19 protein-coding genes are annotated in these 20,232 nt (G+C 65.7%); 2 read left to right on the forward strand and 17 right to left on the reverse strand.

Annotation, left to right across the window (positions count from 1 at the left end):
• Nucleotides 1-52: 52 nt before the first annotated feature.
• From ABWW33_RS01615 to ABWW33_RS01635, 5 genes are all read right to left on the reverse strand, one after another.
• On the reverse strand, nt 53-2,305 hold the full coding sequence (locus ABWW33_RS01615; protein ID WP_176650477.1) for an Orn/Lys/Arg family decarboxylase: 2,253 nt from the start codon (nt 2,303-2,305) through the stop codon (nt 53-55).
• A 200-nt stretch (nt 2,306-2,505) separates the two neighbouring features.
• Nucleotides 2,506-3,105: a DUF4337 domain-containing protein gene (locus tag ABWW33_RS01620; RefSeq protein ID WP_176650478.1), complete on the reverse strand. Its 600-nt coding sequence runs from the start codon at nt 3,103-3,105 to the stop codon at nt 2,506-2,508.
• Between the two features lie 35 nt (nt 3,106-3,140).
• Nucleotides 3,141-3,626 (reverse strand): dihydrofolate reductase, encoded by a 486-nt coding sequence (locus tag ABWW33_RS01625; protein ID WP_353398155.1) that lies wholly within the window; start codon nt 3,624-3,626, stop codon nt 3,141-3,143.
• 50 nt (nt 3,627-3,676) lie between these two features.
• On the reverse strand, nt 3,677-4,471 hold the full coding sequence (locus tag ABWW33_RS01630) for an anti-sigma factor family protein (RefSeq protein WP_353398158.1): 795 nt from the start codon (nt 4,469-4,471) through the stop codon (nt 3,677-3,679).
• A complete protein-coding gene (locus ABWW33_RS01635) occupies nt 4,461-5,009 on the reverse strand; it encodes a sigma-70 family RNA polymerase sigma factor (protein ID WP_176650481.1) in 549 nt (182 codons plus the stop codon). Before ABWW33_RS01635 ends, ABWW33_RS01630 begins: the two co-directional genes overlap by 11 nt.
• Nucleotides 5,010-5,182: 173 nt before the next feature.
• Between ABWW33_RS01635 and ABWW33_RS01640 the strand changes: the two genes are divergently transcribed.
• Both ABWW33_RS01640 and ABWW33_RS01645 read left to right on the forward strand, forming a co-directional pair.
• Nucleotides 5,183-6,061 carry a metallophosphoesterase family protein gene (locus ABWW33_RS01640; protein WP_353399207.1) on the forward strand — a complete coding sequence of 293 codons (879 nt, stop codon included), beginning with the start codon at nt 5,183-5,185 and terminating at the stop codon, nt 6,059-6,061.
• Nucleotides 6,062-6,064: 3 nt separating this feature from the next.
• Nucleotides 6,065-6,421, forward strand: a complete 357-nt coding sequence (locus ABWW33_RS01645) for a cupredoxin domain-containing protein (RefSeq protein WP_353398161.1) — start codon at nt 6,065-6,067, stop codon at nt 6,419-6,421.
• A 12-nt stretch (nt 6,422-6,433) separates the two neighbouring features.
• Here ABWW33_RS01645 and ABWW33_RS01650 read toward each other — a convergent pair whose 3' ends face one another.
• The 12 genes from ABWW33_RS01650 to wrbA form a co-directional block, all read right to left on the reverse strand.
• On the reverse strand, nt 6,434-7,129 hold the full coding sequence (locus ABWW33_RS01650; protein ID WP_353398164.1) for an alpha/beta fold hydrolase: 696 nt from the start codon (nt 7,127-7,129) through the stop codon (nt 6,434-6,436).
• Nucleotides 7,126-8,100 (reverse strand): thymidylate synthase, encoded by a 975-nt coding sequence (locus tag ABWW33_RS01655; protein WP_353398166.1) that lies wholly within the window; start codon nt 8,098-8,100, stop codon nt 7,126-7,128. The genes ABWW33_RS01650 and ABWW33_RS01655 overlap by 4 nt, the downstream gene beginning before the upstream one ends.
• A 58-nt stretch (nt 8,101-8,158) precedes the next feature.
• Nucleotides 8,159-9,712: a DEAD/DEAH box helicase gene (locus ABWW33_RS01660; protein ID WP_353398169.1), complete on the reverse strand. Its 1,554-nt coding sequence runs from the start codon at nt 9,710-9,712 to the stop codon at nt 8,159-8,161.
• A 61-nt stretch (nt 9,713-9,773) separates the two neighbouring features.
• On the reverse strand, nt 9,774-10,856 hold the full coding sequence (locus ABWW33_RS01665; protein WP_353398172.1) for a threonine aldolase family protein: 1,083 nt from the start codon (nt 10,854-10,856) through the stop codon (nt 9,774-9,776).
• Nucleotides 10,857-10,880: 24 nt separating this feature from the next.
• Nucleotides 10,881-11,654 carry a sterol desaturase family protein gene (locus ABWW33_RS01670; RefSeq protein WP_353398175.1) on the reverse strand — a complete coding sequence of 258 codons (774 nt, stop codon included), beginning with the start codon at nt 11,652-11,654 and terminating at the stop codon, nt 10,881-10,883.
• A gap of 79 nt (nt 11,655-11,733) precedes the next feature.
• Nucleotides 11,734-13,578, reverse strand: a complete 1,845-nt coding sequence (locus ABWW33_RS01675) for an ABC transporter transmembrane domain-containing protein (protein WP_353398178.1) — start codon at nt 13,576-13,578, stop codon at nt 11,734-11,736.
• Nucleotides 13,579-13,648: 70 nt separating this feature from the next.
• A complete protein-coding gene (locus ABWW33_RS01680; protein WP_353398181.1) occupies nt 13,649-14,746 on the reverse strand; it encodes a lipocalin-like domain-containing protein in 1,098 nt (365 codons plus the stop codon).
• Entirely contained in the window at nt 14,746-17,310 is a 2,565-nt protein-coding gene (locus ABWW33_RS01685; protein WP_353398183.1) for an FtsX-like permease family protein, read from the reverse strand. Before ABWW33_RS01685 ends, ABWW33_RS01680 begins: the two co-directional genes overlap by 1 nt.
• Before the next feature lie 11 nt (nt 17,311-17,321).
• Nucleotides 17,322-17,756, reverse strand: a complete 435-nt coding sequence (locus ABWW33_RS01690) for a DUF4124 domain-containing protein (protein WP_353398186.1) — start codon at nt 17,754-17,756, stop codon at nt 17,322-17,324.
• 11 nt (nt 17,757-17,767) lie between these two features.
• The gene (locus ABWW33_RS01695; protein WP_353398188.1) at nt 17,768-19,174 is read right to left on the reverse strand and encodes an FAD-binding oxidoreductase; all 1,407 of its coding nucleotides are present in this window, start codon (nt 19,172-19,174) and stop codon (nt 17,768-17,770) included.
• Complete coding sequence (locus ABWW33_RS01700) at nt 19,171-19,578, reverse strand: DUF2069 domain-containing protein (protein WP_176650493.1); 408 nt, start codon at nt 19,576-19,578, stop codon at nt 19,171-19,173. Before ABWW33_RS01700 ends, ABWW33_RS01695 begins: the two co-directional genes overlap by 4 nt.
• 13 nt (nt 19,579-19,591) lie before the next feature.
• Nucleotides 19,592-20,203 (reverse strand): NAD(P)H:quinone oxidoreductase, encoded by a 612-nt coding sequence (gene wrbA, locus ABWW33_RS01705; protein ID WP_176650494.1) that lies wholly within the window; start codon nt 20,201-20,203, stop codon nt 19,592-19,594.
• Nucleotides 20,204-20,232: the final 29 nt, after the last annotated feature.

Raw genomic sequence — 20,232 nt, forward strand, 5'->3', positions numbered from 1 at the left:
TTTACATGAAAAATGCAGCCGAAGCTGCATTTTTTGCCGGGATTAACGACGCTTACTGTTTGACGCAGTCGACAAAGTAGCCCCGCTTGCCGTCCACTTCGCGCTTGACCAGCCCGTGCACGTCGGTTTCGAAGCCGGGGAAGCGTTCGTTGAAGTCGCGCGCGAAGCGCAGGTAGTCGACGATGGTCTTGTTGAAGCGCTCGCCCGGGATCAGCAGCGGAATGCCCGGCGGGTAGGGGGTCAGCAGGATGGATGTGATGCGGCCTTCCAGCTCGTCGATGGCGACGCGCTCGATCTCGCGGTGCGCCATCTTGGCGAAGGCGTCCGACGGCTTCATCGCCGGGATCATGTCCGACAGATACATCTCGGTGGTCAGGCGCGCCACGTCGTAGGCCTTGTAGAAGTCGTGGATCTGCTGGCACAGGTCGCGCAGGCCCATTTTTTCGTAGGTCGGGTTGGCGGCCGCGAATTCCGGCAGGATGCGCCACATCGGCTGGTTCTTGTCGTAGTCGTCCTTGAACTGCTGCAGTGCGGTCAGCAGCGTGTTCCAGCGGCCCTTGGTGATGCCGATGGTAAACATGATGAAGAACGAGTACAGGCCGCACTTCTCGATGATCACGCCGTGCTCGGCCAGGTACTTGGTGACGATGGACGCCGGAATGCCGGACTCGGCGAACTGGCCGTCCAGCGACAGGCCCGGATTGACGATGGTGGCCTTGATCGGGTCCAGCATGTTGAAGCCCGGCGCCAGCTTGCCGAAGCCGTGCCAGTCGTCCTCGGCGCGGATGACCCAGTCTTCGCGCGAGCCGATGCCTTCCTCGGCGAATTCCTGCGGGCCCCAGACCTGGAACCACCAGTCCTTGCCCCATTCCTGGTCGATCTTCTTCATCGCGCGGCGGAAGTCCAGCGCCTCGAGGATGGACTCTTCCACCAGCGCGGTGCCGCCCGGCGCCTCCATCATCGCCGCCGCCACGTCGCAGGAAGCGATGATCGAGTACTGCGGCGAGGTCGAGGTGTGCATCAGGTAGGCCTCGTTGAAGGCGTCGCGGTCCAGCTTGACCGTTTCCGATTCGCGCACCAGCACCTGCGAGGCCTGCGACAGGCCGGCCAGCAGCTTGTGGGTCGACTGGGTCGAGAAGATCATCGACTCCTTGGCGCGCGGACGGTCCTTGCCGATCGCGTGCATGTTCTTGTAGAAGTCGTGGAAGGTGGCGTGCGGCAGCCACGCTTCGTCGAAGTGCAGCGTGTCGATCTGGCCGTCCAGCATCTCGCGCAGGGTTTCCACGTTGTAGACCACGCCGTCGTAGGTCGACTGGGTGATGGTCAGGATGCGCGGCTTCTTGTTTACCGCTTCGCGCGCGAACGGGTTGGCCTCGATCTTGCGCATGATGCTTTCCATCGTGAACTCTTCCAGCGGAATCGGTCCGATGATGCCCAGGTGGTTGCGGGTCGGCATCAGGAACACCGGAATCGCGCCGCACATGATGATCGAGTGCAGGATGGACTTGTGGCAGTTGCGGTCGACCACGACGATGTCGCCCGGCGCCACCGTCGAGTGCCAGACCATCTTGTTCGAGGTCGACGTGCCGTTGGTGACGAAATAGCAATGGTCGGCGTTGAAGATGCGCGCGGCGTTGCGCTCGGACGCGGCCACCGGACCGGTGTGGTCCAGCAGCTGGCCCAGCTCTTCGACGGCGTTGCAGACGTCGGCGCGCAGCATGTTTTCGCCGAAGAACTGGTGGAACATCTGGCCGATCGGCGACTTCAGGAAGGCCACGCCGCCCGAGTGCCCGGGGCAGTGCCACGAGTAGGAGCCGTCGTTGGCGTAGTGCACCAGCGCGCGGAAGAACGGCGGCGACAGGCCGTCCAGGTAGGACTTGGCTTCGCGGATGATGTGGCGCGCCACGAATTCCGGCGTGTCCTCGAACATGTGGATGAAGCCGTGCAGCTCGCGCAGGATATCGTTGGGGATGTGGCGCGAGGTGCGGGTTTCGCCGTACAGGTAGATCGGGATGTCGGCGTTCTTGTAGCGGATCTCTTCGACGAAGGCGCGCAGCGACTTCAACGCGACATCGGTTTCCTCGGCCGAGCCGGCGCCGAATTCTTCGTCGTCGATCGACAGCACGAAGGCCGACGCGCGCGATTGCTGCTGGGCAAACTGGGACAGGTCGCCGTAGCTGGTCACGCCCACCACTTCCATGCCTTCTTTTTCCATCGCATCGGCCAGGGCGCGGATGCCCAGGCCAGACGTGTTCTCGGAACGGAAATCCTCGTCAATGATGACGATGGGGAAACGAAATTTCATGCATGTCTCCAAAAAAGCAAGCCGCCCCGGCAAAGGTGCAGGGGCGGACAGGGCGCGACCCTTCAGATGAACGGGCCGCAAAAAAATAAGAACGGGATTCTCGCAGAAATAGTGCCGCTGCGGGAAAAAATTATCGTAACAGAATGCATGAGTAGCATGACGCCCCTGTGACAGGCGTCATGCCGTTCATATAATGTTGCTTAGTGACCGCCCAGCAGCGCGCCGATCGGATCGACGTGGAACCAGGCGAACGCGCCCAGCGCGATGCCGACGCCGGCCACGCCGTAGGCCAGGCCCATCATCCACTTCTTGCGGGTCAGCAGCGTGATGGCCGCCAGCGAAATGGCGATCTGCTCGGCCGTGGTCGCCAGCGCCCACTGGTGGTGCTGGTGCATGGCCTCGTCCGATTTATGGTTCCATTCCTTGGACGACTCTTCCCACTTCTCCGCATCCTTCTTGATGTCTTCCTTTTCGCCCTTGTAGCGGGCCACCTCGGCCTCGTAGCGTTTCGGGTCGACGCCCGGCAGCGTCATCGCCAGCTCGGCCAGGTTTTGCTTGCTGGACTTGGCCTGATAGTAATTCCAGCTGTTGGCGGCCTGGGTCTTGTCGATCGCCGCGTTGTTCTTGAACAGCGCCGCGTCATTCTGCGTGGCGCCGCCCAGGTAGCCGAAGGTGGCGCCCACCGTGGCCAGGATGGCCGTCATGACGGCAATGTTGTTCGAAAAGCCATCGCTGCCGTGGGCTGCGTGTTCGACCGCGTGATCGTGCGGTCCGTGTACGTGAAAACCATCGCCTGACATTGCTGTTGATTCCTTGATGAAGTTGAAGATAGGACTTACGCCTTGCGGCGCAGTGTAACAAAAGCGTAGGACAAACCGGCGGATTCCGAAACGTGCGGCTCGCGGGCGGTCTCTTCCCACTCCGACGGCGCCAGGGCGGGGAAGAAGGCGTCGCAGGCGAAACTGCCGCCGATTTCAGTGATGACCAGCTTGTCGGTCGCCGGCAGCGCCTGCTTGTAGATCTCGGCGCCGCCGATCAGGTAGCCTTCGGCGCCGTCCAGCAGCGCGATGGCCGCGTCGATGGAGCCGACCGCTTCCACGCCGTCGTGGCGCCAGTCCGCGTTGCGGGTGATGACGATGTTGCGGCGGTTCGGCAGCGGCCGGCCGATGGAATCGAAGGTCTTGCGGCCCATGATGATGGGATGGCCGGTGGTCAGGCGCTTGAAATGCGCCAGATCCTCCGGCAGCTTCCACGGCAGGGTGTTGTTGATGCCGATGCCGCGCTGGGCGTCCATGGCGACGATGATGGTTAGTGTGCTCATTTTTCGATGCTATCCGATGCAGAGCCAACATTATCGTTCAAATTGCCATGCTATTGGGCGGCCGATTGCGCCACCTTGTCGTGCAGCAGGCGGGCGAATTCCGCCAGGTCCTGCGGATTCATATCCGACACGGCCGAGTACCGCATGCCGTCCTGCGACCAGCGCAGCAGGTGGAAGCCCTGGCGCGTGCCGGCGCGCGGCGCGCTGTCGCGGCCGCCGGCGTCGGGCCAGACGTACAGGTTCATGATGTGCTGGCGGTGGCGGTAGACCAGCGCCGCCACCGGACGCCGCTGCAGGTAGTCCAGCCGGCCGCCGACCAGCGTATAACCGTGCTCCGCCAGGTCGTAGACCGGCGGGGAAAAATCGAGCTTGCCGGCGAACCAGGGCTTGACCGTGTGCTGGTCGGTCGAGGCGACGTCCGCCAGGTGGTCCGGCATCAGCGCGCGGAAGTGGCTGGCGACCAGTTCCTGTTCCATCAGCTCGTTGGCCGACGGCTGGCCCAGGTACAGCGTCAGCGTGACGGCGAAGGCGGCCGTCGCGGCGCCGGCCAGGCCGAGGTTGATCCATGCCCACGGCCAGGCGCGCCGGCTGCGCTGGCCTTGCGTATCCGCCTGGCGCGGACGCTCGGCCTGCAGCGCCGCGTGGATGCGGTGCTTCAGGTGTTCGGGCGCGGCGTGGCGCGTCGCCTGCGTCGCGATCTGGTCCTGCAGCGCCCGCAGTTCCGCCAGCGCGGCCTGGCAGGCGGCGCACGACGCCAGATGGCCCTCGATCTGGCGCAGGTCGGCCGCGCCGAGTTCGGCGTCCAGATAGGCCGACATCATTTCCTGGCTGTGCTTACAGTCCATCCTGTTCTCCGTGCTTCAGGTAGGCCAGCAGCAGCTTGCGCGCGCGGGCCAGCCGCGACATCACCGTGCCGATCGGCGTTTCGGTTACTTGCGCGATCTGCTTGTACGACAGATCGTCCATCTCCTTCAGTACCAGCACCTCGCGGAACGCCCGCGGCAGCTGCGCCAGCGCGGCGTTGACGGTGCGGCAGGTGTCGCGGCTGGCGGCGATGGCGGCCGGGTCGCCGGCGTCGTCGTCCTGCTCGCCGTCGCCATGCAGTTCCTCGTCGTAGCTGACGTCGCCGCGCTGGGCCTGGCCGTCGCGCAGCGCCGTGTAATAGGTGTGGCGCACGATGGTCAGCAGCCATGCGCGCACGTCGCCGCCGCGAAAGCCGTCGGCAAAGCGGAAGGCGCGCAGATAGGCGCTCTGCACCAGATCATCGGCGTCGTGCTCGTTGCGGGTCAGCCAGCGGGCCAGGTTGTAGGCCGCGTCCAGGTGCGGCATGGTCATCGCCTCGAACCGCGCGGTTTTGTCGTCGTCGCCCAAATACTTGTCCATCGTAGTGATCCAGTGGATGAAGACTCGGTGGGATGCGGTTTTATTCCCGGTTCAAAAATAAAAAAATAAACGGGAATAATCCCGCTGCGCTCCGGGTTTTAGCCGGTACGAGCGACGCCCGCAGATTATGCCATGGGCGCCGTCTTTTCAATCTGACCACGGAGCACATCATGATGGATCGCAGGGGATTTATACGGTTGACGGCAGTCGGCGGGGGCGCCGTTTTCATGTCCGGCCTGTACGGCACGGCGCTGGCCGACACCGGCTATGAGGATTTTTACTTCGTCCAGCTGTCCGATTCGCACTGGGGCTACAAGGGGCCGGCCAATCCGGACGCGCAAAACACGCTCAAGCTGGCGGTTGACAGCGTCAACGCGCTAACGGTGCCGCCCGAGTTCATCGTCTTCACCGGCGACCTGACGCATACCACCGACGATCCTGCCGAGCGCCGCCGGCGCATGGCGGAGTTCAAGCAGATCGTCGGCGGGCTGAAGGTGAAAACGGTGCATTTCCTCGCGGGCGAGCACGACGCCTCGCTCGACAACGGCGCCGCGTTCCAGGAATTCTTCGGACCGACGCACTACAGCTTCGACCACAAGGGCGTGCACTTCATCGCCCTCGACAACGTCTCCGATCCCGGCGCGCGCATCGGCGAGGCGCAGCTGGCGTGGCTGAAGGCGGATCTGGCCAAGCAAGCCAGGGAAGCGCGCATCGTCGTGCTGACGCACCGCCCGCTGTTCGACCTGGCGCCCAAGTGGGACTGGGCCACGCGCGACGGCGAGCAGGCCATCGCGTTGCTGATGCCATATTCGAACGTGACCGTGTTCTACGGCCATATCCACCAGGAGAACCATCACATGAGCGGCCATATCGCCCATCACGCGGCCAAGTCGCTGATCTTCCCGCTGCCGGCGCCGGGTTCGCAGCCCAACCGCGCGCCGCTGCCATGGGACCCTGCGGCGCCGGGCAAGGGCCTGGGATTCCGCGAAGTGGAAGCGGAAGCGAAGCCCGTGGGCTACCAGATCACCGAATTCCCTGCGATGAAAGGATAAGTCATGGTGTCGACAAAACGAAGGCTGCTGGTTAGCGCGCCGCTGGCGCTGGCGGTGCTGGGCGTGGTGCAGGCCAAGGCGAAGGAACGCGTCATCAAGATCGAAGCGCGCAAATTCCGCTTCGCGCCCAATGTGATCGAGTTGAAGAAGGGCGAGGCGGTGGTGCTGGAGCTGACCGCGTTGGACTTCCCGCACGGCTTCAGCCTGCCGGACTTCAAGATCCGGGCCGATCTGGTGATGGGCAAGCCGGTGCAGGTGAGATTGAAGCCGGACCAGGTGGGGCAATTCGGCTTCTTGTGCGATAACTTCTGCGGCAGCGGCCACGAGGAAATGGCCGGCACGATTATCGTCAAGGCCTGACGGCGAGCCGTTTCATGCGGCGTCGTGGAAGGCCAGTATGTCGGCGGCCAGCGTCTGCGGGATCTCCAGCGGGATCATGTGGCCGCTGCCTTCGTGCATGCTCAAGCGGGCGTGGGGCAGGCGGGCGTGCATGTCGCGCAGGATGGCGGCATCCACCAGTTGGTCGCCTTCCGCGCCGACGATCAGGACCGGGCAGGCGATCTCCGATAGCCGGTCCATCAGGTCGGGGCGCTCCATGGAGGCGGTGAACTGCGCCAGCAGCACGTCCTTGCCCAGGTCCAGCGCCATCTGCTGGATGACGTCGACGATGGACTGGTCTTCGAAGTGGTCCGGATGCAGCACTTCGCGCAGACGCTGGCGCGTCATGCCGCTGTAGGCATTGCGCTCCAACATGGGGATGATGCGCCGGCGGGTCTGGATTTCAGCGTCGCTCAGCCCACGGGCGGAATTGGCGATCAGCACCAGCGACTGGACCCGCTCCGGATGCGCCAGCACGTGTTCAATCGCCAGGTAGGCCCCCAGCGAGAACGCCACCAGATGGGCGGACGGCGCGCTATGCGCCGAAATCAGCTGCTGCATCTGGGGACGCGTGCGCGCCTTGTGCAGCGGAACGTGATTGAATTCGAAACCGCCGCCCAGCAGCGGCGTCAGGCGGGACCACATCCTCTCGTCGCACAAGGTGCCGGGGATGAAGTCCAGCCGCGTCATACCGCCATCGGCGCGGTGATCGGCGCGTGGTGCTGGTAGCCTTCCAGCGAGAAGTCGGACGGCTCGACCTTTTCCAGCCATTCCGGCTCGTACTTGCCGGTCTTGGCGAAATCCGGCACGCGGTCGGAGATGATGAAGCGCGGCGCAGGGAACGGCGTGCGGGTCAGCTGTTCCTTGACCATGTCCATGTGGTTTTCATAGATATGGGCGTCGCCGATGAAGTAGGTGAACCAGCGCGGCGTGTAGCCGGTCAGGCGGCCGACCAGGTGCATCAGCGCGGCGCCTTCGGCCAGGTTGAACGGCGTGCCCAGACCAAGGTCGTTCGAACGTACGTAGAGACACATCGACAGCTCGCGCGTGGCCGGATTGGGAATGAACTGGTACAGCAGATGGCAGGCCGGCAGCGCGACCGAGTCCAGCACCGCCGGATTCCAGCCGTGGAACAGGATGCGGCGGCTGGACGGATTGTTGACGATGGTGTCCAGGCACTCGCGCAGCTGGTCGATGGCCTTGTGCAGCAGGACCTTGGTCACGCCTTCATCCTCGATTTGCGAAATCAGGCGGAAGCCGTTCTTCTGCGCGTCGGCGATTTGCGCCGGCTGGTCGACGGCGATCAGCTTGAAACCCGGCCATTGGCGCCACTGCACGCCGTAGACCGGGCCGAGGTCGTCCTCGCCGAGGCGGTAGGGATTGTCCAGCCATTGCTTGTTCTCGTTGGCGTTCTGGTCCCAGACCTTGCAGCCCAGCGCGCGGAAGTCGGCGGCGCTGCGGGAGGCGCGCAGGAACGCGCACAGTTCGCCGACCACGGACTTGAATGCCAGCTTCTTGGTCGTCACGGCAGGAAAACCGTCGTTCAACAGGTCGAAGCGCATCATCGCGCCCGGCACGCTCAGCGTGCGGATGCCGGTGCGGTTGTTTTGCCAGCTGCCGGTGTCGAGGACGGTCTGGATCAGTTCCTGGTATTGCTGCATTCAATTCTCCAACGTGTGCGGGGCGCGAAAGACAGCTATTTTATCAGGCCCCCGGCAGTCAGCGTCCGCCCGGCTTGCCTTTGCGTCCGCCCGGCTGGGCGGTGGCCTTGCCGGCGGCGCGCGCCAGCGATTTGGCGCCGCGGCCGCCGGTGACGACCACGGCGCCTTTCGGTGCTGCGGCCGGCTTGCCGCCACCCCCGTAGATGCGGCCTTGGGCGGATTTGCCGCCACCGGCGGAGCGTGCGCCGCCAGCCGGCTTGCCCGATGGCGCGGGCGGTATCCAGGTGCCCAGCGACGCGTCGCCGCCTGCGGGGCGCGCCGCCACAGCCGCCTTGGCGCCCGCTGCGGCGTTTGCGACCGGCGCAGGCTTGCCGCCGGCAGGTCCGGTGAACGGGCGTTTCTTTTTGGCCGGCGCCTCGGCCGCCATCTTCCTGGCTGCGGCGATGGCGGCGCCTTTGGGGCCGGTCTCCGGCACGCGGTGGTCGGCCTCGAAGCCCGGTTCTTCCTGGCGTGCGATGACCTGGCGGGTCAACGTTTCGATCGCCTTCAGCAGCTCGACCTCGTCGGCACACACCAGCGACACCGCTTCGCCTTCCATGCCGGCACGGCCGGTGCGGCCGATACGGTGGATGTAATCCTCCGCCACGGTCGGCAGATCGAAGTTCACCACCTGCGGCAGCGCCTCGATATCCAGCCCGCGCGCGGCCACGTCGGTGGCCACCAGCAGCTGCACCTCGGCCTTCTTGAAGCGGGCCAGCGCCTTCAGGCGTGCCGGCTGCGTCTTGTCGCCGTGGATGGAGTCGGCCGAAATGCCGTGCTCCTGCAAGGTCTTGACCAGCGTTTCAACGCCTTTGCGGGTCTTGACGAATACCAGTACCTGGCCCCATTGGAGCTTGTTCAGCAAATGCAGCAGCAGCTCGGGCTTGCGGCGCTTGTCGGTCGGGATCAGCCACTGCCTGACGGTCTTGGTCGCGGTATTGCCGGCGCTGACCTGCACCGATACCGGGTCTTTCAGCATACCGCCGGCCAGCTTGCGGATCTCGTCCGAGAACGTGGCCGAGAACAGCAAGGTCTGGCGCTTCTTCGGCAGCGCCGCCAGCAGGATGTCCAGGTCACGCTCGAAGCCGAGGTCCAGCATGCGGTCCGCCTCGTCCAGCACCAGCGTTTGCAGCAGCGTGAAGCTGATCGCGCCCTGGTCGTGCAGGTCGATCAGGCGGCCCGGCGTCGCCACCAGCACGTCCAGGCCCTTGCGCAGCTTGGTGATCTGCGGTTCGATCGGCACGCCGCCATAGGCCACGGCGGACTTCAGCGGCAGGTTGCCGCCATAGGTGCGGAAGCTTTCGTAGACCTGCTCGGCCAGCTCGCGCGTCGGCACCAGCACCAGGCAGCGCACGGCTTTCGGCTCGGTCACGCCGTCCATGGTCAGGCGCTGCAGGATGGGCAGGGCGAAGCCGGCGGTCTTGCCGGTGCCGGTTTGCGCCGCCGCCATCAGGTCGCGACCCGCCAGCACTGCGGGAATGGCTTGCTTCTGGACGGGCGTAGGCTGCTTGTAGCCCAGCGTGTCCAGCGTGCGCTGTATGGGGTCGATCAGGCCGAGGGCTTGGAAAGTCATGGTATGTGCAGTAAAACGAAAAGAGGGCGCAGTGTAGCCGGTTGGCCCGGCTTGTGCGAAATTAGTTGACGAGCGCTGCGGACCACAAGGCCAGGATTTCACGCACGCGGTCGTCCGGCATGTTCAGCAGGTTGTCGCCGATGTAGAGCTCCACCGAGCTGCGGCCGGGCAGCGCGGCGTGGCTGGCGGCGTTAAACAGCCACACGCCATGGCGCTCGGCGATGCTGTTGCGGAGTTCGTTGGCGCGCTCGCGGCTGACCGGCAGATGCAGGTGCAGCATGCTGGCCTGCGGCTGTGCCGGATTCGGCACCAGCAGCGGAAAGTCGCGCAACTGCTCGTACAGCCACCGCGTGCGGCGGAAGTAGTCGGGCATTGCCTTCAGCCGCGCATCGAACTGCATCGCCGCCGCCACCACGTACGGCGTGCGCTGGTAGACGTTGCCGCCCTGGCGGCGGAACCACTCCTGCGCCTTGGCCACGAAATCCGCGCTGCCCAGCAGCATGGCGCCGCCCATGCCGCCTATGCCTTTGTACATCGAGACGTAGACCGTATCGAAGCCGGCCGCGATCTCGGCGGCGGGGCGGCCGTATGCGGCGGTTTCCCACAGGCGGGCGCCGTCCAGGTGCAGGTGGATGGCCCTCTCGCGGCAGTAAGCCTTGATCGCCGCCAGCTCGTCCCAGCTCGGGCACTGGCCGCCGATTTCGCGCATCGGCAGTTCCAGCGTGGCCGCGCCCAGTTTGTCCGGGATGCCTTTCAGCTCCTCGAGCGTCCACGGACGGTGCTGGTCGCCGATCTGCAGCGCGTGAAAATGGTCGAACAGCTGGTGGTTGCCGCGCTCGTGGCGCAGGATGTGCGACGTCGGATGCAGCGCCACCAGCTTGCTGCCGCGTTCCGCGCAGGCGATGCGCAGCGCAGTCGCCTGCGCCATCGTGCCGGTGATGCAGAAAAGCGCCGCCTCGAAGCCCAGCAAGCCGGCCACCTTCTGCTCGAATTGCTGGATCAGCGGGCCGTTGCCGTAGGTGTCGTGCGCCACGCCGTTGGCCTCGCACCATGCCGACATCGCCGCAAACAGCTGGGCGGGCGACGGCTGGCGATGGCCTGGAAGATGGGTTGTGCAGCTGAGCCGCAGTTCGGCGTCGGTCAAGGCGTTCTCCTGAAAGAGAGAATGTTACCGGCTTTTTGCCTCGGCGGCCAAAAAACCGGCTTTGCGATAGTGTTCATCATAATCCGGCGACAGGGTGCCCATCATCCGGTCCCAGAACAGGAAGTACCAGCCATAGTTGTAGCGGCCCCGCGCGTGGTGTGTGTTGTGCGCCGTGGAGGTGTTGATCCACCGGCCCAGCCAGTGCCGCGACAGTGCGCGCGGGAACAGCTCGTAGCCCAGATGCGTGTACACCGCGAAGATCGTATTGAGCCACATGAAGATGAACAGCGACCAGAACGTCACCGGCAACAGCAGCAGCATCACAATGCTGGCGCCGCTGTCGATCACCGCTTCCAGCGGGCTGATCGAGTAGGTGGACCAGGGGCTGGTGTTGGTGGACAGGTGGTGGGTGCGGTGCGTCCAGCGAAACAGCCGGCGGTGGTGCATCAGCCGGTGCGTCCAGTAGAACCAGGTATCCTGGATGAGCATCATCAGCACGACCACGGCGGCGATAAAGCCCCATCCCCGACCGTAGGCGTGCACGCTTTGGTAGAAGTGGGTATGTCGGCCCAGGCCCAGCGCGAAGGCGACCGGCATCACGCTGCCGAGCACCGCGATGCTGACGATGGAGGTCAGGACTTCGCGCCGGATCTGCGGAACGCCGATCGCCTTCGCTTGCAGGCGCTGCCGGCGGCCCGGCCGGAAGCGCCACCACAGCCAGAGCGCGGTGAAGACGCCGACCACCACCAGGTAGTGCCAGGCCGTCTGCAGGATAGTGCGCGCAAGGTTGTCCAGCATGGCGTTCCCTTAAAATTAAGATAACCCGATGCTAAGGCCAGTTGCGCCGGCCGTGCTTATGATTTGATTAACGCGTTGATTAATGCGGCTGGTGCTCGATGTGGACGTTGTGGAACTGCAGCGCCGCCAGGTTGGCGTAAATGCCGCCCAGCGCCACCAGCGACGCGTGGGTGCCGGTTTCCACAATCTGGCCGTCTTCCATGACGATGATACGGTCGGCGCGCTGCACTGTCGCCAGGCGGTGCGCGATGATGACCGTGGTGCGGCCGACCATCGCCGCTTCCAGCGCTTTTTGCACCAGGCGCTCGGATTCCGCATCCAGCGCGCTGGTCGCTTCGTCCAGCAGCAGCAAAGGCGGATTTTTCAGCAAGGCCCGCGCGATCGCGATGCGCTGGCGCTGGCCGCCGGACAGGCGCACGCCGCGCTCGCCCAGGAAGGACTGGTAGCCCTGCGGCAGACGCTCGATGAATTCATGGGCGGCGGCCAGCTTGGCCGCCTGGATCACCTCGGCGTCGGTGGCGCCGGCGCGGCCATAGCGGATGTTTTCCATCGCGTCGGCCGAGAAGATCACCGTATCCTGCGGCACGATACCGATGGCGCCGCGCAGCGTGTGCAGCTCGAGCTGGGTGATGTCCACGCCATCGAGCTTGATGCTGCCGCTCTGCGGATCGTAGAAGCGCAGGAACAGCTGGAACAGCGTGGTCTTGCCGGCGCCGGAAGGACCGACCACGGCCACCGTTTCACCCGGCTTGATGTCCAGCGACAGGTGGCCCAGCGCCGCCGTATCGGGGCGCGAAGGATAGGAGAAGGTCACGTCGTGCAGGCTCAGTGCGGCGCCGTTGGCGGCGCGCGGCGGCAACGCCAGCGGCTGGGCCGGCGACTGGATATTCGATTTGACCGACATCAGTTCCAGCAGGCGCTCGGTGGCGCCGGCGGCGCGCTGCGCTTCGCCCATCACTTCGGACAGCGCGCCAATGGCGCCGGCGACGATGGAGGCGTAAAGGATGAACTGGCCCAGGTCGCCCCCGGTCATCGAGCCGGCCAGCACGGCGTGCGCGCCCAGCCACAGCACGAAGACGATGGTGCCGAACACCAGCACGATGGCGATCATGGTCAGCAGCGCGCGCGCGCGGATGCGGCGCATGGCGGTGCCGAACGCGCCTTCGACCGAGGCGCCGAAGCGGGTCGATTCGATTTTTTCGTGCGTGAACGCCTGCACCGTCGGCATGGCGTTGAGGATTTCGCCTGCCATGGCCGAGGCGTCGGCGATGCGGTCCTGCGAATCGCGCGACAGCTTGCGCACGCGGCGGCCGAACATCACGATCGGCAGCACGGTCAGGATCAGCAGGCCGATGATGATGGCCGACAGCTTGGCGCTGGTCACGAACAGCATCACCAGGCCGCCGATGAACAGCAGCACGTTACGCAGCGCCATCGAGATGCTGGTGCCGACGACCGCCTGGATCAGCGTGGTGTCGGTGGTGATGCGCGACAGGACCTCGCCGGTCTGCGTGGTCTCGAAGAACTCCGGGCTCTGGGTGACGACGTGGTCGTACACCGCGCTGCGGATGTCGGCGGTGACGCGCTCGCCCAGCCAGGAGACGGTATAGAAGCGCGCCGCCGTGGCCAACGCCAGCACGGTGGCGACCGCGAACAGCGCCAGGAACACCAGGTCCACGTGCTTGATGCTCTTGGCGCCGGTGCCGCCGAAGCCCAGGTCGATCATTTGCTTGAAGGCGGCGGGGATCGCCAGCGTGGCGCAGGCGGCGACCACCAGCGCGATGCCGGCCATGACGAATTGGCGCTTGTACGGCAGCAGGAAAGGCGTCAGCCCGCGCAAGGTGGCGAGGCTGCCTTTCTTGGCTTCCCTGGCGGTGTTGGGGGCGGTTGCGGACGGGGTGCTGGCGGTGGTGCTGTTGGTCATCGTGTGGCTGCGGTTTGTAAGTATTCTTTGTTGACGATTCGGGTAGCGCTATATTTTACAGTTTCATCTTTTACAGTTTCATCGGCCGGACGTAACCCGTCATTTCCAGGTAGGCGCGCCCGGCCGGCTTGCCGTCGCGCTCAAGCGTGACGGCGCCCTCCCAATAAACGGCGCCGGTCGAGCGGCGCGAGTCCAGCTCCTGGTCGTCCTGCAAGGGGACGATCCGCCAGACCGTGCTGCCTGTGGTGAGCTGCGTCGCGACCGGATACTCGGCATTGGTGCGGGGCGAACGCCACCGCCTTTGCGGGGTAAAACTGACCTGGTCCGGCGAGAACTGCGTGATCTTACCGGATGCATCGCGCCATGTCGCGTGCGCCCATAGTTTAGCACCTGTCTTGCTGCGGACCTGGAAAGCCATCAGCGCGCCGCCGTCGGCCAGGTTGGCGCCCACCCAGTCCCAGCCGCTGGCTGCCGGATCGAGGGCCTGGCTGGACCATTCGTGATCGAGCCAGCTGGCGCCGCTGACGGCGACGGCCTTGCCGGCGCGGGTCACCGTCCCGCTGGTGGTCAGTTGCGGCTCGCTGTAGTAGTAGCTGCTTTGCCGTGGTTGCGGTCCTTTGCGCGAATACCCTTGTTCCCCTTGCAGCAGCACCGGCTGCGACGGTGCCAGCTTCAGGTCCAGCTTGAATTCGGCGGCGTCGAGATGCACCTGGTAGCTGCCGTCGGCGGCGCGCATCATGCGCCAGTCTTCTAGCTTGACGTCGGTGTCGCCGACCTTGGCGTAGGACAGGCCGAAGCCTTCGCGCGCGCTGCGCTGGTCGTGCAGCAGCTTGCCGTTGGCCGGATCGGACACGGCGGCATGGCCGATGATCAGCTGCTTGGGTGCGAACTGGCTGGGATTGGCAAGGTCATGCCCGGTGGCGCTGCGGAAGAAGGTGACCTGGAAGCCGAGCGGCTTGCCATCGGCCGTGTTCAGCCAGCCGGTGACGTACCACCATTCGGTCTTGTAGTCGGGGTGGGCGCCGAAGTCTGCGGGGAAGCGCAGCGCGGCGCCAGCCGCCAGCGGAACGACGGTCTTGAATTCCGGCGCGGCGGATCGGGCCGGGGCGGCGGCCAGCAACGGCAGGACCAGAGCGGCGACGGCCCATTTGCGAATACGGCTGAGCATTACCAGTCCTCCCTGACTGCGCGTATCGGTCCGCCCGACAGCGATTGGCGGCCCGCCAGCAGCGCAGTCAGCGCGGCGGCGGCCAGCAGCAGGCCGGCCACGGTGCCCAGCAGCGGCCATGGCAGGTGCAACTGCATGGTCCAGTGGAACGATTGCGGGTTGACGATAAAGACCAGGATCAGGCTGATGACCCAGCCCAGCACGAAGCCGGTGCCGATGCCAAGCGCCGTCAGCGCGCCGCCCTCGATCGCCAGTATCGACAGGATCTGGCGGCGGGTGACGCCGACGTGCCGCAGCATGCCGAACTCCTTGGACCGCGCCAGCGTCTGCGCCGAGAACGTCGCCGCCACGCCGAACAGGCCGATCACGATGGCGATCGCCTCCAGCAGGTAGGTGATGGCGAAGCTGCGGTCGAATATCTTCATGCTCATGGCGCGGATCTCGGACGGCGCGCTGGTTTCCAGCGAGGCCGCAAACGGCAGCCGCTTCAAGGCCTGCGTGGTGTCGGCGGGCTTGGCGCCCGGCTTGAGCCACAGCGCGGCATTGCTGGCGTCCTGGTCGCCGGTGATGGCGCGGTAGTCGCTCAGCCGCATCTGGATGGTACCGGTCGGCCGCGCATAGTCGCGCCAGACGCCGGCCACCTGGAACGCATGCAGCTTGCCGTTCAGCGGCAGGTCGATGCGCTGGCCGACATGCATGTCGTACAAATCCACCATCGCTTCCGATACCCACACCGGCGGCGGAGCGTCAGGCCCCGGCACTTGCGTCGCGCCGACGATGGCCAGCGATTTGCCGGGATCGGCGGCGTCCACGTTGCGCGCCATCAGCGCGACCGGTGGACGGGCGGCGGCCAGCGAGATCGCCCGCACGCGCAGGAAGTCGGCGCTGGCCACGCCGGGCAGGGCGGCGATGGCGGCTTGTTCCTGCGGACGCAATCCGGCAGTGGTGCCGCCGCTGGTGGTGCTGACGTAGATATCGGCCGGCAAGATGTGCAGCAGCCAGTCGTCCAGCGACACGCGGAAGCTAGCGACCATGATGGCCATCGCCACCATCAAGCTGAAACTCGACAGCACGCCGCCCAGCGCGATGCCGGCTTGGCTGGATGCGTTGGCCAGGCGTGACAATGTCAGCGTCAGCACCGGCGACGCACCCGGCCTGTTGGCGTTGGCCGCGCTCCAGCGCAGATGGGCCGCGCGGAACACGATGGCTGCAAGGCGGGGCATCAGGGCGATGCTGCCGATCAGCAGCAGGGCGATCGACAGGTAGCCGAACAGCGGCAGCTCGAATACCGGCGGCGCCTGCGTTAACAGCGTCGCCAGCGCGATGCATGCCAGCGATGGCCAGGCGCGCGACAGGTGCGACATCGCCGCTTCCTCGGTGCCGGATTTGAGCGCGACGGCAGGCTTGGCGCGTGCCGCGTCCAGCGCGGGCGCGGCGCAGCCCAGCAGCGCGACGGCGACGCCAAGCGCGAAATAGACCATCGCAGCGACCGGCGTGAACTGGACTTCCGGCCTCACGCCGGAGAAGAATCCCGCACCCAGGTCGGCGCCCATGAAGTGCAACGCGGCCGCCGCCATGCCGTAGCCGGCGGCGATGCCGATCGCCGATCCGGCTACGCCGAGGCTCAGGCCCTCGATCATGATCTGGCGCAGCAGGTGCTTGCGATCCATGCCGAGCACGCGCAGCAGCGCGAACTGGCTGCGGCGGCGGATCACCGACAGCGCCTGCGTGGAGAAAACCAGGAAGGCGCCGGTGAACAGCGCGACCAGCGCCAGTACCGTCAGGTTGACGCGGTAGGCGCGGCTCATGCCTTCGTTGCGGCTGTTCTGTTCTTCGTCGTTGGGCTGGTTGACGCGGAAGCGGCCCGGATAGTCGCGCTGCAGTTGCTGTTCCAGTTGCGCCTTGAAGGCGTCCCGATTGACGCCGCTGCGCAGCTTGAGGTCGACGCGCGACAGCTGGCCCAGTTTGTTGAAGCGCCATTGCGCGGCGCCGAGATCCATCACGCCAACGCGCTGCCCGGCGCGGGCGCGTTGCAGCGGCCCTGCCACGCGAAGATGCAACTGGCCGACGCCGACCTGCAGCGTCAGCGGCGCGCCATCCGCGGCCTTGAGCCATTGCAGTGCCGCGGGCGACAGGAAGATGGCGTCGTCGGCCAACAGGTCGTCCACCTTGTCTTCGGCGGGAGCGCCCACCAGGTCGGGCGAGATGAAGCCGGCGCGGAAGGCATCCACGGCCAGAATCTTCAGGGCGGTGCGTTCGCCGGGCACGGAAGCGTCGAACTCCAGCACCGGTGAGGCCACAGCCACGCCGTCGCGTTGCGCCAGCAGCGGATAGATGGTTTCATCGAAAAACGGTTCGGTGCCGCGCACCTGCACGTCGGCGACGCCAGACAGGCCCTTGATGGCGGACGAGAACTCGTTGAACGCGGCGGCGTTGATCAGGTGGATGGCGAAGCCCAGCGAGATGCCGATGGCGATGGCGGCTATCGCCACCAATGCCCGCACGGGATGCGCGCGCCACTCGCCAAGCAGCAGCCAGCGTGACAGGCGAGTATTTGCAGGCATCAATCCGGACATTACTTGGGACACTCCAGCGCCAGCGTGTCGCCGGCGCGCTTGGCGCGCAACTTGGCGTTATCGAGATTGACGGCGGTGGCGCGGAGTACGTCGTCGTCGGCCCATCGCTTGTTCAATTTGAGCTTGCCGCATTTCTTGCGCTGTACGGCGGCCGCCTGCGCGGACTTGTCGGCTTCGCGCGCGTCCTTGTCTTCACGCTGATGGCGCTCCTTTTCCAGGGCCGCGGCTTCCTTGCCTTGCCGCGCCAGGTCGCGCGCCGCCGCGGGATCCACCACCGGCGCCGGCGGCACCTGCAAGGTCGTGGCCGACGCCGCGCTTGCGGGACAAGGCACGTCGCTGTAGCTGACTTTTCCATCCACGGTGCATTTGTGGACGTCCTGGGCGTGCGCCGTCAGGGACGCCGCGCACAGCACGGCCGCGATAGCGAATTTCATGGCAGCTCCCTTCAAAGGATTTTCCCGGGATTCATGATACCCAGTGGATCCAGCGCCGTTTTGATGGCCCGCATCATGTTCAGTTCCACCGCTGATTTATAGTGGGCCAGCTCGTCGCGCTTCAACGCACCGATGCCGTGTTCCGCCGAAATCGAGCCGCCAAAACCCACCACGCTGTCATGCACGACGCGATTGACCTTGTCCTGGTTGGCGAGGAAATCCTCGTTGGAGATGCCGGCCGGCGGCGCCACGTTGTAATGCAGGTTGCCGTCGCCCAGATGGCCGAAGCACACCAGCTGGCAGCCAGGGAAGGCCGCTTCCAGCAACGGCCCGGTGGCCGCGATGAAGTCCGCGATGCTCGATACCGGCAGCGAGATATCGTGCTTGATGTTCTTGCCGGCCTTGGCCTGCGCCAGCGGGATATGCTCGCGCAGCTGCCACAGACCGGCCGATTGCGCCACCGACGTCGCCACCACGGCGTCGCTGATGACGTCGCGGTCGAGCGCCGCGCCGATGGCCCGTTCCAGCAAGCCCACCGCATGGTCTTCCGATTCGCTGCTCGACAGCTCCAGCAGCACGTACTGCGGATGCGGCGCCGAGAACGGCTTCGGCAGCGACGGGAACTGCTGCGCCACCAATTCCAGGCAAAAGCGCGACATCAACTCGAAGCCGGTCAGGCTGGAGCCGCAGTGGTCCTGCATCAGGTTCAGTAATTGCAGCGCGTGGGCGGGCGAGGGCAGTGCGGCCAGCGCCGTGATGCTGGCCTTGGGCTGCGGGTACAGTTTGAGCACCGCGCCGGTGACGATGCCCAGCGTGCCTTCCGCGCCGATGAACAGGTCGCGCAGATCGTAGCCGGTATTGTCCTTGCGCAGGCCGCGCAAGCCGCTCCACACCTCGCCCTGCGGCGTGACGACCTCCAGCCCGAGGCATAGTTCGCGCGTGTTGCCGTAGCGGAGAACCGCCGTGCCGCCGGCATTGGTGGACAGGTTGCCGCCTATCGTGCAGCTGCCTTCGGCCGCCAGCGACAAAGGGAACAGGCAGCCCGCGGCGGCAGCGGCTTCCTGCACCTGCTGGAGGACGCAGCCCGCATCCACGGTCATCGTGCGGTTGACGGCATCGACCGAGCGGATGGCGTTGAGCCGGGCCAGCGACAGCACGACCGCCGTGCCGCTGGCATCGGGCACGCTGCCCAGCACCAGTCCCGTATTGCCGCCCTGCGGCACCAATGCGACGCGCCACTGCGCGCAGGCGCGCACCAGCGCCGCAACCTGGTCCACCGACGCCGGCCGCAGCACGGCCAGCGCGCTGCCGGTAAAGCGGCCGCGCCAGTCGGTCAGGAACGGCGCCATGTCGGCGGGCGTGTCGAGCACCCAGGCGTCGCCCAGCAACGAACGGCAGTGCGTCAGGAAGTCCTTCATTTGACGGTGGTGACCTTCACCTTGTCGAGCAATTCCTTGGCCAGCTTCTTCGCCGCCTTCTTATATGGACGCAGGTACATGACGGCGCAGACGAAGTAGACGCAGACGATCAGCGCCTCGCCCCAGCCCAGCCAGGCGGACAGGTTGCCCTTGTCGCTCCAGCCGCGCACCACGCCCTCGGTGAAGTACAGCAGTATCATCATCGAGGTCCACTGCAGCGTGTAGATGTCGCGCTTCCAGACGCCGTACAGCGGCAGCAGCAGCGGCAAGGCCTTCAGCACCAGCCACGAACCGCCCGGGTGCAGCGGCGCCAGCACCATCTCCCACAGCACGCACCAGACTATCAGCGTCACCAGGCTGCCGATGGCGCCCCAGTGAAAATATTTTTGCATTGAGTTTTCCATGTTGCGTCCCCGTTCAAGCGACGGCGCGCAGTTTGACGGCCGTTTCGGCCAGGCGCCTGCCCAGCGCGACGGCCAGGCGTTTTTCATCTTCGGTGATGGTCTTCTTGCCATCAAGGCCGGACCAGTGGCTGGCGCCGTACGGCGTGCCGCCGCTGGACGTCGTCATCAGTTCCGGATGGGTGTAGGGCAGGCCGAGCACCATCAGGCCGTGGTGGAACAGCGGTATCATCATCGACAGCAGCGTCGATTCCTGGCCGCCGTGCAGGCTGCCGGTCGAGGTGAACACGCAGGCTGGCTTGCCGGCCAACGTGCCGGACAGCCATTGGGTGGCGGTGCCGTCCCAAAAATACTTCATGGCCGAGGCCATATTGCCAAAGCGCGTAGGCGAGCCGACGGCGATGCCGGCGCACTCGCTCAGGTCGTCCAGCTCCACATACGGCGCGCCGTCGGCCGGCACCTCCGGTTCGGTGGCCTCCGCCACGGTCGACACGGCGGGAACCGTGCGCAGGCGCGCGTCGCAGCCCGGCACGCTCTCGATGCCCTGGGCGATCAGTTCGGCCAGTTTGCGCGTGGCGCCATGGCGCGAGTAGAACAAAACGAGAATAATCAGATTAGGTTGGTTCATCAGCGGTATTATAGGGCGCTTTAGCGGGT

It is taken from the genome of Duganella hordei, assembly GCF_040369125.1.
GTDB classification, from domain to species: domain Bacteria; phylum Pseudomonadota; class Gammaproteobacteria; order Burkholderiales; family Burkholderiaceae_D; genus Rugamonas; species Rugamonas hordei.

Excerpts from the sequence above, each read along its gene's own strand:
- ABWW33_RS01655 (WP_353398166.1), bottom strand. The coding sequence starts at position 8,100 with ATGCAGCAATACCAGGAACTGATCCAGACCGTCCTCGACACCGGCAGC.
- ABWW33_RS01630 (WP_353398158.1), bottom strand. The coding sequence starts at position 4,471 with ATGGACTGTAAGCACAGCCAGGAAATGATGTCGGCCTATCTGGACGCC.
- ABWW33_RS01650 (WP_353398164.1), bottom strand. The coding sequence starts at position 7,129 with ATGACGCGGCTGGACTTCATCCCCGGCACCTTGTGCGACGAGAGGATG.
- ABWW33_RS01645 (WP_353398161.1), top strand. The coding sequence starts at position 6,065 with ATGGTGTCGACAAAACGAAGGCTGCTGGTTAGCGCGCCGCTGGCGCTG.
- ABWW33_RS01620 (WP_176650478.1), bottom strand. The coding sequence starts at position 3,105 with ATGTCAGGCGATGGTTTTCACGTACACGGACCGCACGATCACGCGGTC.
- ABWW33_RS01675 (WP_353398178.1), bottom strand. The coding sequence starts at position 13,578 with ATGACCAACAGCACCACCGCCAGCACCCCGTCCGCAACCGCCCCCAAC.
- ABWW33_RS01660 (WP_353398169.1), bottom strand. The coding sequence starts at position 9,712 with ATGACTTTCCAAGCCCTCGGCCTGATCGACCCCATACAGCGCACGCTG.
- ABWW33_RS01690 (WP_353398186.1), bottom strand. The coding sequence starts at position 17,756 with ATGAAATTCGCTATCGCGGCCGTGCTGTGCGCGGCGTCCCTGACGGCG.
- ABWW33_RS01685 (WP_353398183.1), bottom strand. The coding sequence starts at position 17,310 with ATGCCTGCAAATACTCGCCTGTCACGCTGGCTGCTGCTTGGCGAGTGG.
- ABWW33_RS01680 (WP_353398181.1), bottom strand. The coding sequence starts at position 14,746 with ATGCTCAGCCGTATTCGCAAATGGGCCGTCGCCGCTCTGGTCCTGCCG.
- ABWW33_RS01640 (WP_353399207.1), top strand. The coding sequence starts at position 5,183 with ATGGATCGCAGGGGATTTATACGGTTGACGGCAGTCGGCGGGGGCGCC.
- ABWW33_RS01695 (WP_353398188.1), bottom strand. The coding sequence starts at position 19,174 with ATGAAGGACTTCCTGACGCACTGCCGTTCGTTGCTGGGCGACGCCTGG.
- ABWW33_RS01670 (WP_353398175.1), bottom strand. The coding sequence starts at position 11,654 with ATGCTGGACAACCTTGCGCGCACTATCCTGCAGACGGCCTGGCACTAC.
- wrbA (WP_176650494.1), bottom strand. The coding sequence starts at position 20,203 with ATGAACCAACCTAATCTGATTATTCTCGTTTTGTTCTACTCGCGCCAT.
- ABWW33_RS01625 (WP_353398155.1), bottom strand. The coding sequence starts at position 3,626 with ATGAGCACACTAACCATCATCGTCGCCATGGACGCCCAGCGCGGCATC.
- ABWW33_RS01700 (WP_176650493.1), bottom strand. The coding sequence starts at position 19,578 with ATGGAAAACTCAATGCAAAAATATTTTCACTGGGGCGCCATCGGCAGC.
- ABWW33_RS01635 (WP_176650481.1), bottom strand. The coding sequence starts at position 5,009 with ATGGACAAGTATTTGGGCGACGACGACAAAACCGCGCGGTTCGAGGCG.
- ABWW33_RS01615 (WP_176650477.1), bottom strand. The coding sequence starts at position 2,305 with ATGAAATTTCGTTTCCCCATCGTCATCATTGACGAGGATTTCCGTTCC.